The organism is Streptomyces sp. NPDC057565 (genome assembly GCF_042801455.1).
Lineage (GTDB): Bacteria > Actinomycetota > Actinomycetes > Streptomycetales > Streptomycetaceae > Streptomyces > Streptomyces yanii.
In genome coordinates this window covers 1-12,217 of sequence record NZ_JBHVFU010000112.1, presented here as the reverse complement: position 1 = coordinate 12,217, position 12,217 = coordinate 1, and the positions used below count along the sequence as shown (strand labels likewise).

The 12,217-nt window shown below is 69.0% G+C and carries 9 protein-coding genes; 4 read left to right on the top strand and 5 right to left on the bottom strand.

Annotated elements, in window-relative coordinates:
• Nucleotides 1–776 precede the first annotated feature (776 nt).
• Complete coding sequence (locus tag ACFU8W_RS50715) at nucleotides 777–1,553, bottom strand: phytanoyl-CoA dioxygenase family protein (RefSeq protein ID WP_384052624.1); 777 nt, start codon at nucleotides 1,551–1,553, stop codon at nucleotides 777–779.
• Nucleotides 1,554–1,705: 152 nt separating this feature from the next.
• On the opposite strand from ACFU8W_RS50715, the gene ACFU8W_RS50710 reads away from it, so the two are divergent.
• On the top strand, nucleotides 1,706–2,542 hold the full coding sequence (locus ACFU8W_RS50710) for a helix-turn-helix domain-containing protein (protein ID WP_384052623.1): 837 nt from the start codon (nucleotides 1,706–1,708) through the stop codon (nucleotides 2,540–2,542).
• 406 nt (nucleotides 2,543–2,948) lie between these two features.
• Here the strand turns inward: ACFU8W_RS50710 and ACFU8W_RS50705 are convergent, their stop codons facing one another.
• Nucleotides 2,949–3,245: a hypothetical protein gene (locus tag ACFU8W_RS50705; RefSeq protein ID WP_384052622.1), complete on the bottom strand. Its 297-nt coding sequence runs from the start codon at nucleotides 3,243–3,245 to the stop codon at nucleotides 2,949–2,951.
• Between the two features lie 514 nt (nucleotides 3,246–3,759).
• On the opposite strand from ACFU8W_RS50705, the gene ACFU8W_RS50700 reads away from it, so the two are divergent.
• Nucleotides 3,760–6,132 carry a family 20 glycosylhydrolase gene (locus ACFU8W_RS50700; RefSeq protein ID WP_384052621.1) on the top strand — a complete coding sequence of 791 codons (2,373 nt, stop codon included), beginning with the start codon at nucleotides 3,760–3,762 and terminating at the stop codon, nucleotides 6,130–6,132.
• A 178-nt stretch (nucleotides 6,133–6,310) separates the two neighbouring features.
• Here ACFU8W_RS50700 and ACFU8W_RS50695 read toward each other — a convergent pair whose 3' ends face one another.
• Entirely contained in the window at nucleotides 6,311–7,549 is a 1,239-nt protein-coding gene (locus tag ACFU8W_RS50695) for a PP2C family protein-serine/threonine phosphatase (RefSeq protein WP_384052620.1), read from the bottom strand.
• 368 nt (nucleotides 7,550–7,917) lie between these two features.
• Here ACFU8W_RS50695 and ACFU8W_RS50690 point away from each other — a divergent pair, with 368 nt between their 5' ends.
• Nucleotides 7,918–8,055, top strand: a complete 138-nt coding sequence (locus ACFU8W_RS50690) for a hypothetical protein (RefSeq protein WP_384052619.1) — start codon at nucleotides 7,918–7,920, stop codon at nucleotides 8,053–8,055.
• Between the two features lie 51 nt (nucleotides 8,056–8,106).
• Here ACFU8W_RS50690 and ACFU8W_RS50685 read toward each other — a convergent pair whose 3' ends face one another.
• Both ACFU8W_RS50685 and ACFU8W_RS50680 read right to left on the bottom strand, forming a co-directional pair.
• Entirely contained in the window at nucleotides 8,107–10,260 is a 2,154-nt protein-coding gene (locus tag ACFU8W_RS50685) for an alpha-galactosidase (protein ID WP_384052618.1), read from the bottom strand.
• Between the two features lie 34 nt (nucleotides 10,261–10,294).
• Nucleotides 10,295–11,506, bottom strand: coding sequence for an ROK family protein (locus tag ACFU8W_RS50680; RefSeq protein WP_384052617.1), 1,212 nt, complete (start codon nucleotides 11,504–11,506; stop codon nucleotides 10,295–10,297).
• Between the two features lie 129 nt (nucleotides 11,507–11,635).
• Between ACFU8W_RS50680 and ACFU8W_RS50675 the strand changes: the two genes are divergently transcribed.
• A partial coding sequence (locus ACFU8W_RS50675; protein ID WP_384052616.1) for an ABC transporter substrate-binding protein occupies nucleotides 11,636–12,217 on the top strand: 582 nt, incomplete at its 3' end.

The following is a 12,217-nucleotide window of genomic DNA, read 5'->3' as shown; positions in this document are numbered from 1 at the left end:
AAGACCCGCACCCCCTACGACGAAGCGACCGCCTGGTCACACCACGCACACCCCCATGCCACTTGACGTCAAACGGCATGGGATGTCTGATCCGGTGACCGAGGGAGCGTCGTCCAATCGCCACCGCTGCGGCGTAGTGCCGTGATGTCGGCTGAGGTATTCATGCTGACGTGGATGTCTGCAGGCGTGTCGCGCGAGTCGCTCGAACAGGTAGCCCTCGCCCCTCCTGCAGCCAGGGTGCGGGTGTCCGATTCCCACGCGCGGGTGTTCGGCCGCCCCTCGGCAGGTGTTCACAACTGCTGGGCAGACACATCGTTTTGGCGAACATGGGCACGATGGGGTGACCGGCGCGATGAGCTGCGGGCATGCCCGGCGGGGTGTGGGTAACGTTCTCGGTGCGATCTGGGACGCCGGGTGTGGTGTCAGCGATCGGGGCCCCCGTATCACCGGAGAGATGGTTCGGGGCCTCCCCGTCGCCTCCGGCCACGCCCACATGGCCAGGTCGTAGGGATTCCGCCCGCCTGGAACGGAACGCATACGGGAGATGCGTCGCCGACCGGGAGGCGAAAGCGGAGGACCAGTGCGCCCAAGACCGTTCGGGGCGTGCCGGTGAGCCAGGACTCACTCCTGCTCACTGCCCAGGAACGGTGAGGGCGATCGGGAACTCACTGTCGGTCCGGCCGGGTGCGGGCGTGGTGTCGGCCCCGGTGCGGCCGGGTGCGGGCGTGGTGTCGGCCCCGGTGCCAGGTGGCGGCCCCGGGGCTGTGTGCGGTGGTTCAGCCGGCTGCGCCGGTGTTGCGGACGGTGCGTTGGTTGTTGCTGAGGCCGTGGTCCATGCCGTGGTCGCGTTCGACCTGGATCATGGCGGCGGAGCGGTAGTTGAGGATGTAGGCGCGGCGGTGGCTGCCGGTGGTGTTGCCGCGGGAGTAGTGGAGGGTGGCTCCGGCGTGGGCGATGGCGTGGCCGGGGTGGAGGGGGACGGGGGTGGCGCCGGGTTCGTTTTCGGAGCAGACGCATTCGATGGCTCCGCCTCCGGTGCCTGCGGGGCGGTGGGGGCGGATGGGGGTGTGGTGGGAGCCTTGGACGTACCACATGCAGCCGTTGTCGACGGTGGCCTGGTCGAGGGCGACCCAGATGGACACCGCGCGGGTGTCGGGCAGGTCGACCCAGTAGGCGGCGTCCTGGTGCCAGGGGGTGGGTGTGTTGGTGTGGGGGGCTTTGTCGATGAGCATGTCGAAGTCCAGGACCATGTCGTCGCCGGCCAGTTCTCGGGAGACGGCCAGGGCCCGTTCGTGCAGGGGCATGTCGAGGAGTTGGGGGTGGAGGGCGGAGGGCCACATGATCTGGGTGATGTTCTCGGTGGCGCCGCTGGGGGTGCCGGAGCCGGCTCCCAGGTCGGAGCGCTTGTCCCTGGCGTCGATGTCGCCGCTCAAAAACCGGTCGTACAGGGCGCGGTAGGTGTCGACCTCGTCGGGGGTCAGCAGGGGGCCGGTGGGCGCGTAGCCGTCGTCGGTGAAGGTTTCCCGGCGGGTGCGCTGCGGTGCTGTGGTCATGCCGACGATGGTGGGACCGGGCCCGGGGGTTGGGCGTTCGGGTTCTTCCGCCGTAGATTCTGACCGTGTCCGTCCCGCCTGCCGTGTCCGTCCCGCCTGTCCCACCGGCCTGCAGTGATGCCGTTGATCTGGCGGCGACCGAGGAGCGGACGATGGTGGATCTGGCGGGCCGGGGGCTGGAGCCGCTGGTGGTGCTGGGTCGGTACCGGTATCTGCGGGCGCAGGAGCCGTTGCCGGTGCAGCGACACTGCTCGCTGGTGGTGCTGGCGCTGCCGGGCCGGGGTTCGTTCGCCTTCGAGGTCGATGGCTGGGTGCGGGAAGTCAGTCCGGGGCAAGTGTTGTGTGTGCCGCCGGGCAGCGTGTATTTGACCGGGACCACCGCGCAGGCCCGCGGTGAACTGACCTGGCTCATCGCCCGCCGCCGCGGCACGAGGGAGGAGAGGGCGGCGGGCCTGGACCGGGCGGTGTCGCTGCTGGCCGATCCGCCCGTGTCGCTGGTGTGGGACGTTTCCCCGGAGATGGCCGGGGAGCTGCGGCGGGCCTTCGACCTGGCAGCCGGGAGGCGGGACTGGCTTGCCGACGCGCGGTTGCAGCACGTCCTTGCCGCCCTTGTGTGCGACCTGGCCGCGACGATGGGGGCTGCCCGCTCTCCGGGTCCCGGCCCTGTGCACCGGAGCATCACCCGGACCCTGGCGTGGATCGACGCACACCTGGCGGAGGCGGCCGACGCGGCCGAGCTCGCGGCGGTCTCGGGCCTGTCGACCAGCCACTTCTACGAGGCGTTCCGACAGGCGACCGGCACCAGCCCGAAGGACTACCTGCTGCGCCGCAAGACCGACCGGGCCCGGGCCTGGCTGGAGGACGACCCCTCGGTCACGGTCACCGAGGTCGCCCACGCGCTCGGCTTCTCCTCCTCCCAGTACTTCGCCACGGTCTTCCGGCGCTACCAGCACTGCGCACCCTCGTCCTGCCGCCCCGGCGGCCGGTGAGCCCGCTTTTGTCCGGCGGAGGGAAGCAGATGTCCTGCGTGACGGAGCTTCCTGGCATCGCCGCATGAACACACATGCGTGGGGGCCCACTACGGCATCGCCGCGCCGTCCACCGGCGGGCTGGTGACCTTCTCGGCGGGAAACGACCTGATGCGGGTCATCAACAGCGACGGCAGGACACTGGCCGGTGCTGGTTGCGCGGCTGCGGGAGCTCGATGCGGCCGGGGCGTTGACTATGGCGCACGTGCGTGCGGGCGCCCAGGTCGGTGGGTGGAGGGGTCACGAAGGCACCGTCTTCCGATAGCCGGACCTGGCCGCCGGGAAGCCGGACAACGCACCCGCCACCGGGCAGCTGATCCGACTGGACGGCGAGCGGCACCACGCTCGCCGTCCAGTCGGCCGCCGCCTACGGCGCGCAGGGCGGCACCGGCACCGTCCACCATGCCGACGGGACGAGCGCGTCGTACACGCTGCGGGTGGACGACTCGTACACGACGTCGTCGTCAACGGGCGCCCGGGCGGCGGCCGTTCTGGCGTACAACAACGACCCGTCCGGTCGGATCGCGCAGCCGGTGACCTTCTGACGGACGGATATCGCGCTGCGGCAGGGCGCGCGGATCGGCGCGGTCGAGCTGCCCTCGACCGGCACTCTTCCGAGGGGCTGCGTCTTCGCGCTCTCGGTCGTCTGAGACCTTCCCCGCACGCGCGGCCGCCGGCTTCCTCAGCCTGCCCTGGCCCGCGCACCCAAACGGTCCGCCGCCGCGCGAGCGCATCTCGCGGCGGTGGTCTCCCCTCGACAGGCGCGAACCCGCCACGGCTATTCCTTGACCTGGACCTGACGGGAACGCTAAAACCTAAGAGGTCTAGACCTCTGATTCGCGCCACAGCGGACCACCGAATCGGACCACCGAAGCGGACCCTGATCCCCCACGAAAGGTGCCCCTCTACGGAAGGCACCCGGCTCGCACGACCGACCGCCCCGGACGGCCCGTCCACCTGACGGGCAGTCTGCCCGACTGACAGGAGACACAGACACCATGCACTTCCCCCCTCCCCACCGCTCCGACGGCTCCGGACAGATGGCGGCCCGCCGCCCGCCTGCGCCGGGCGGCAGCGGCGGGCCTGCCCGGCGATGGGGGTCCCTTACCGCCACCGGACGCGACACGATTCCAAGCCGCCGTCCCACGTGGCCTGATCGCCCCTCCGAAGGAACCGAGATGAAGCCCTTACTGTCTCTTTCCCGCATTGTGCTCGCCGTTCTCATCGGGCTGGCCGCCACGGTCTCGGTGGCAATCGTCCCGGCAAGCGCGCAGACCACGCCCAACCCCAAACCCCAGACGATTCCCGCGCTGCAGGAGTGGACCGGCGGCAACGGGTCGTTCACCTACTCCAGCGCCACCAGGATCGTCCGCGCCGCCGCGAACGCGAGGGCGCTGGCGACCACCAGCCAGGTCTTCGCCGACGACCTGCGGGATCTGAACGGCTACCCCGTCACCCAGGTCATCGGCACCACCGCCAGCCTGCGGGCCGGTGACATCTTCCTGTCCCTCGGCTCCACCGACACCGCCCTGGGCACCGAGGGCTACGCCCTCTCGGTCACCGACAGGATCACCATCACCGCCCGGGACGACCGAGGCGCCTTCTACGGCACCCGGACAATCCTGCAACTGCTCAAGCAGAGCACATCGATCCCGCAGGGCACAGCCCGGGACTGGCCGCTCAAGCCCGAGCGCGGACTCATGGTGGACGTCGGGCGAAAGTACTTCACCCCGCAGTGGCTCAAAGACCACGTGAAGGAACTCGCCTACCTCAAAATGAACTACTTCCACCTGCACCTGTCCGACAACCAGGGCTTCAGGATAGAAAGCACCTCGCACCCGGAGATCGTGTCCTACGAGCACCTCACCAAGCAGGAGGTCAAGGACATCATCGCACTGGCCGCCAAGTACAAGATCACCGTTGTCCCGGAGATCGATGCGCCCGGCCACGTGCGCCAGATCCTGAATGTCCACCCCGATCTGCGGCTGGTCACCAGCACCGGCACTCCACAGCAGGAGTTCATCGACCTGAGCAAGCCCGGGACCTACAAGCTGCTCAAGGACCTCTACGAGGAGTACTTGGCGCTGTTCCCCGGCCCGTACTTCCACATCGGCGCCGACGAGTACCGCGTCGGCAGCTACAGCCAGTACCCGCAGCTGCTGCAGTACGCCAAGGACACCTACGGCGCCAACGCCACCGGCAAGGACGTCTACCTCGGCTTCATCAACTGGGCCAACGACATCGTCCGCGCCGCGGGCAAGACCACCCGCGCGTGGAATGACGGAGTGGGCGGCGGCACCGCCGTCACGGTCAACCCCAACATCGTCCTCGAATTCTGGTACAACCTCGGCTCCTCACCGCAGAAGCACATCGACAACGGGCACCTCATCTCCAACGACAGCTGGAGCCCGACCTACTACGTTCTCAGCGGGGGTGGACCAAGCGGACCGGGCAGCCAATGGGGCTATGACACCTGGAACCCCGACCTGTTCCAGGGCAACCAGACCATCACCGACGCCTCGAAGTCCAAGAACCTCGGCACCAAGCTCCACGTCTGGTGCGACCGCGACACCGCCACCCAGGAACGCGTCGCCGACGACATCAAGAACGGCCTGCGCATGGTGGCCCAGCAGACCTGGGGTTCACCCAAGCTGGTCACCCCGTGGTCGAGCTTCACCACAGTGATCAACACCATCGGCCGCAACCCGGCCTGGCCGACCGACGCCCAGCAGGGCAACGTCGCCGCAGGCAGGCCCGTAACCGTCTCCAGCACCGAGACCCGCAGCGAGGACAGCAGCGTCGCGGGCGCGAACGCCGTGGACAGCGACTACACCACCAGCTGGTCCAGCCACCGCGGCGACGACCAGTCGATCACCATCGACCTCGGCATCCCCAAGCCGGTCAGTCGGGTGAAGCTGCACTGGGACAACTCGTACGGCAAGGGCTACCTCATCCAGATCTCCGACGACGCCACCACATGGACGACGGTCTACGCGACCACCACGGGTGACGGCGGCATCGACGACCTGACCGGGCTCACGGGCACCGGCCGCTACGTCCGCATGCGGGGCACCGCCCCCGCCACCGGCTACGGCTACTCGCTGAACGAGTTCGAGGTCTACGCACCGGTCATCCAGTCCGGAGCCACCTACCAGCTCAACACCGGCGGCAAAGCCATCGGCATCCCCCTGACCAATACCGACGGCACCCAGCTCACCGTGGACAGCCCGCACTCCGGCGATGACCAGAAGTTCGTCATCACCGCCAACTCCAACAACACCTACACACTCAAGAGCGTCCACAGCGGACTCTGCGTCGCCATCTCCACCGGCTCGAACACCGGGGGTCAGGCGATCATCCAGACCGCCTGCACGTCGACTGCCGCCCAGCGCTGGTCGCTCTGGCAGACCGCCGCCACCGGCTACTCACTGGTGGCGACGACGGCCAGCGCCCAGATGATCACCGCGGAGTCGGCCACCAACGGCGCCAAGGTCATCTCCCTGGGCATCATGGCCGCGCCCCTCCAGTCCTGGACCTTCACCAAGGTTTAGGACCGATCGGAATGGCGAGCCCTGCCGGTGGCATCTCTTGTCACCACCGGCAGGGACTCCCGCTTTCAGTCACCGCGCTGTCGCCCACCTCGCCCCGCCCCCGGCGGCCTGAGATCCCCTGTCGTGCCGGCGGGCTTGGCGAGATCTCGAGCGCGATCTGCAGGAACCCGATCACCCACTACGCGAAAAGTGAAACGTCGGCGGCGTCCCCGCGCCATTCGATGAGGAAGAGGGTTGCGTCATCGCTGGTGTGCTCGCCGCGTTCCTGTTTCAGGGCCTGGGAGAGCCGGTGTGCCTCGGCCCGCATTCCTCCTTCCACGTGTTCGATTCGGTTGACGCAGCGGATGAGCCGTTCCTCGCCGAAGGGTTGTCCGTCTGCGTCCCGTTCCTCGATCACCCCGTCGGTGTAGCACAGCACCCGGTCGCCGGGCTGGAGCTGGAGCTGGCTGATGGACGGGCGTTCACCGCCGAGGCCGACTGGCAGGGTGGTCCGGCTCTCCAGCTGGCGCACTACCTGCTTTTCCCGGATCAGCAGCGGTACGGGGTGGCCCGCATTGACCCATTGGAACAGGCCGGTGGTGATGTCCAGGTTCATCATCTGCGCGGTGACGAAGTGGTCGGGCCCGAACTGTTCAGCGATGGCCTGGTCCATATACAGGTACGTCTCGGGCAGGCTGATGCCGGCACGTCTGGCGTGCCGGTAGGCGCCGACGGCGACGGTCGCCATTGTGGCGGCGTCCAGGCCGTGGCCCATGGCGTCGATCACGGCTGCGTGCAGGATGTTGTCGTTCAGGGCGTAGTCGAAGCTGTCGCCGGCGATGTCGTATGCGGGCTCGACGGCTCCGCCCACCGCGACCTGTGGCACGGACATGGTCAGCGGGGGCAGCAGGGACCATTGCATCTCCGCGGCCACGCTCATCGGTTCGCGGCGGCGGGCCTGGAAGAACCGGTCGGTGTAGGCATGCTTGGTGACCAGAATGTCGGCGACCAGACTGGCGAGCCGCCGCAGCAGCCTCCGGTCGTCATCATCGACGGTGTCCAGGGTGAGGGCCAGCACTCCCACCTCGTCGCTGCCGTCCAGCAACGGCAGATACATCCGGACGCCGTCTGCCTGTGCGACCTCGACGGGGGTGGCTCGCAGGAACGCCGTACCGGCCGGAGAGGCAGTGATCTCCTGAGGTTCGCCGACAATGAGTTTCTGGCCCGGCAGTGGCACCAGCAGCTCGCGGGCATAGTCCTGCAGGAGGATCGAGACCTCGCGGCCATCGATGCTGGCCACTTCTTCCGCGATCATCGGAGCGATCAACTGCGGCGGCATCTCGTGCGCCCGGTCCAGCAGCAGCCCCAGGAGCCGCTCACCGAACCCCTCCGACCGGTCCGCGATATTCCTGCCGGGTGGCCGCTCACGGTCCTCCACAGCCGCCCCTCTTGGCCTGGCTGGCCGTCAGTCATTCACCTTCGTGAGGTGTCCACCGTCGCCCCAGAAGTTTCGCTCCCCTGACCATCACCGACACAGGACTCACCGGCGGTACAGGCTCCGACGACCGGTGAATCACTCCAACAGCGCAAACGGGATCGGACTGACCCTGGGCTGTGCAGCACTGTCCCGTGTTCCAGGCGGAGGAACAGCCAAGACCTGTGGATCAAGTCAGTCGCGGTGGTGTCGCTGATCCACGTCTTCGCCGCCGGGGTTGGCTGAGCACCCTGGGGGCAGAGCGCCACGCCCTGCCCCCAGGGTGCCGCCCACTCGGTACGCAGCGCCTCTCCCGTCCCAGTCTTCACCTCATGGCGATTGCCCCGGAAGCGGAATGGCCGACCTTGCCTGAGATGTCTTTGCCGCATCCCGATGGCCTGGGTCTGGAGGCCGCTCTGGCCCGGTTCCCGGATGGCATCCGGAAACCGGGCCAGCACCACGACGCGTGAAGCGGGTAGCGCATGCGCAACGTCATGCGGTCCCGAGGTGCCATGGCCGGATCAGAGGGCGCGCAGGTGGACCAGTGCCGCGCTCTGGGGTGCCCGCGCGGGACCCGGCAGCCCGAGTGCTCCCAGCGCCGCGCCGGAGGCCTGGATGCCCGTGACATCCCAGGTCACCGACGGGTCGGTGGGAGTGACGAGCGAGGCGCGGTAGGTGCGGTCCGGGTCGAGTCCCGGGATGCGGAGCCGCGGTGGCACGGGCACTATCTCGTCGAGCTGGGCGTAGGAGAAGAGCGCCTCCGACCGGTCGCGGGCGACCACTCCGTGGGCGAGCAGACCGTCGGGCAGTTCGACACGCGTCAGCCGCCCCGTGTGCAGGAGCGTGCGGTGCCGCTTGTAGAGGCCGATCCAGCACGCAAGGCGGTCCAGCTCGTGGACCGGCACCTTCGTGAGGTCCCACTGGACGCCGAACTGGCCGAAGAAGGCCGTGGCCGCGCGCAAGTCCAGAGTGCTGGTCCGGCCGGTCTGGTGGGAGACCGGCGCGGCGACATGAGCGCCCAGGTACTCCAGCGGGGCGAGCTGGGCGGTCCAGTGCTGGATCGGCTGGCGGGACAGCGGATCGGTGACGTCGGAGGTCCAGGTGCTCTGGACTCGCTCGAGCACGTCCAGGTCGATCCTGCCGCCTCCCGAGGCACAGCTCTCCCACGAGATGCCGGGATGGCGGCGGGCCAGCTCGTCGAGGAGCTCGCGGAAGGCAAGGGTCTGCCGCCGTGACGCGGGCCGGCCGGAGCCTCGTGTGTCACCGCCGTCGATATGGTCGCGGTTGTGGTCCCACTTGACGAAGTCGATCGGGTGCGCCGCCGCCAGGCGGTCGAAGGCGTCGAGCAGGTGTGTCCGCACGTCCTTCCGGCTGAGGTCGAGCAGGTAGCAGTTGCGTTCCAGCACGGGTGACCGGTCGCCCGTGCGCAGGATCCAGTCGGGGTGGTCGCGGTAGACCGCGGAGTTCGGGTTAACGGCCTCAGGCTCCCACCAGAGCCCGAACTCCATCCCCTTCTCGTGCACCCGGTCCACAAGCGGTGCCAGCCCGTCCGGCCACACCGCCGGGTCCGGGGTCCAGTCGCCCAAGCCGTCGTCGAGGGACTTGCGGCCCGCGAACCACCCGTCGTCGAGTACGAAACGCTCGGCGCCCAGCCTGGCCGAGATGTCGACCAGCGCGGCAAGTGTGTCGAGGTCGTGGTCGAGGTAGACCGCCTCCCACGGGTTGAACATGACGGGTGCGGGCGGGGACGGATGGGCCGCGAGCGACCGGACGTACTGATGGGTGGCGTCCGCCAGGCCGTCGAGCCCGCGCGCGGACGCGGCCACATGCACCCAGGGCATCGCGTACGTTTCGCCCTCAGCGAGCACCAACTCGCCCGGGTGCAGCAGTTCGCCGGCCCGGACGACGGCGGTGCCGGAGCTGAGCTGCTCGACGGCATACCGGTGGTTGCCGCTCCAGGCGAGGTGGACACCGAGCACCTCACCGTCGCCGTATCCGAAGCCAGGGGTACCGACCACGATCAGACCGGTGCCGTCGAGGATGCGCATGCCGCGGCGGTGCTCCCGGACCCACTGCCCGTCCGCCAGGGCACGGCGCTGGGGCTGCCGCTCGCGGGCCCATCGCCCGGTGAAGTCGAGGATCTCGCCCGCGCCGGTCGGAACGGGGATGACCACCTCGAGCGCGTCGACCACGTAGGGGCCGGTGCCGGCGTTGGTCAACAGGTGCCGGAGGCGGAGTCCTCCCCCCTGGACAGCTTCGGCCTCGAAGCGCAGTTCGAGTCCCGCTGCCTCGTCGGTGGCCTGGACCACGAGCGAGCGGTCGTCGCACCGCACTGCGCCGGGACCGAACGCGGTGGACCAGTCGCTCCCGGGGCCTTCGGGGCCGACCCGGTGGCCGAGCAGCGCAGGCCGTCCCAGGTAGCCGCGCGCGTGCTCCGGGAGCATGCTGACCGGTGAGCCGATCAGCCAGGAGTTCCAGGCCGTGGTCTCGACCGAGGCGGGGATCGTCAGGGACCGGACGTCCGTCGCTGCCAGGGAAAGCCCTATCCACCCGATGTCGGGCAGGCCGTCCGCCCGCGGCAGCAGGACCATTGTCGTGGTCTCGGTCCCGCCGAGGCCGGAGAGGGACACGGGGGCGGTGGGCGCGGGCACGGCAACGCGTCCGGGCTCGATCATTCGGTGACTCCTTGGTGCGGTGAGAGGGGGTGGATCAGGCCTGCACTGCGAGCAGGCGCGCCTTGAGATCGTCGAGGGCCAGCCGGGCGGCGCCGAGGGCGACGGACTCGTCGCCGAGCAGGGACACGCGGAACTCCGGCGAGTTGAGGGAGGTCGTGGCCAGGTGCCGCTCGAACGGACCGGTGAGCACGTCCCCCGCGCGGGTCAGGCCGCCGCCGAGCACGACGAGGTCGGGGTCGACGGCGTGGACCAGGATGGAGGCGCCCAGGGCGAGGGCCTCGGCGACGCGGTCGACGGTGCGCACGGCAGTGCGGTCGCCGTTCGCGGCCGCTTCGAAGAGCGCCCGGACGTCGTCGCTGGTGGACTCCTCGGCGGTCGAGCCCGCGAGCTTGCGGCTCTCGCGGTCGAGCTGCGCCATCGCGTCGGCCCACCCCAGGATCTTCATGGAACCGACGGACGCCGCCAGACCGCGGCGTCCGTTGTGGATCTGCCCGTTGATGACGATCGCGGCCCCGAGTCGGCGGCCGGCGTGCATGTAGACGAGGTCGCGTGCCTCGGCGGCGGCGCCTTGCCACTGCTCGGCCACCGCTGCGAGGTAGATGTCGTTGGAGACCAGCACGTCGCGCTTGAAGCGCTCTGACACCTCGGAGACCACGTCGATCTTGTCGAAGCCCGGGAGCGAGTAGACGTCCAGGTCCTGGCCCGCAGGAACGGTGCGGATGTCCTTGACCTCCGAGCCGTTGGCTGCCACGCCGGTGATGCCGCAGGCCACCGAGCGGATGTGTTCCCAGCTCGTCCCGGTCTGCCGGACGGTCGCCTCGACCAGACGCGCCGCCGCCCCGATGCGCCCGGCCGACCCGAGGCCGGAGTCGACGCTGCGTCTGCGCACCGCAACGACGTTCCCGCGCAGGTCGCAGACGACCACGGCCACCTTGTGGGCGCCGATGTCGACTCCGACGACGGCGAAGTTCTCGGCCACGACCTCGTAGCGCCGGGCCGGCCGTCCCGCGGACCGCTCGCCGTTGGGACGGTCGAGCGCCTCACGGACGAAGCCCTGGTCCAGCAGCGTCGCCACCAGTTCCTCGGCGGTGGGGCGGGAGACTCCGACGATCTTACGCACGTCGCTGACCGTCAGCGACGCGGCGTCGAGGAAGGCCCGCACCGTGGCTGCGAGGTTGAGCTTGCGCAACAGGTGGGCATCGCCCGCACGGCCTGCGGGAGCCGCGCTGCGCTGGGTTTTACGCATGTCTTGACTCACAGCCTCACGCTATCTACATTGACGCCCCAACAGCAATATTGACAAGAAACTTACTTAACCTAATTGCGTCGAACGACACCCCCGGTGGGTTCGACCAGCAAGGAAAGCAGGGGTTCGATGAGCAAGCGGGCCAACTGGGTCGCGATGACCGCGGCATTGGGCCTGGTCGCACTGACAGGCTGTGCCGTCGGCGGCGGGAGCGAAGGCGGGGACGGGAACAGTTCGGGCGGTGAGGTGACGCTGAGCCTGCTCACCTTCGAGACCCCCAACCTCACCGCCTCGTACTGGGACGACATCATCGCCAGGACCAGCGCCAAGGTGCCGGGGGTGAAGATCAAGAAACTCGTCGCGCCGAGTGCCGAGCAGCGCAACGAGTACGCGCGCCAGCTCGACTCGACCGGTGCACTTCCCGACATCATGGTCGCGATCGACCCTGCCGGACTGGCGGAGGGCGGCAAGCTCGCTCAGTTCAGCAAGAAGGAACTGGCGGACTGGGCCAACCCGACCGCGAACAGCTTCAACGGCAAGATCTACCAGCTGCCCACCAACTCGCAGACCTGGCAGATCTACTACCGCAAGGCGGCCTTCGAGAAGGCGGGCATCACCACTGCTCCGAAGAAGTGGGACGACCTGCTTGCCGCGGTCGGCAAGCTGAAGGCTGCGGGGATCAAGCCGTTCGTCATCGGCGGCGGTGCACCG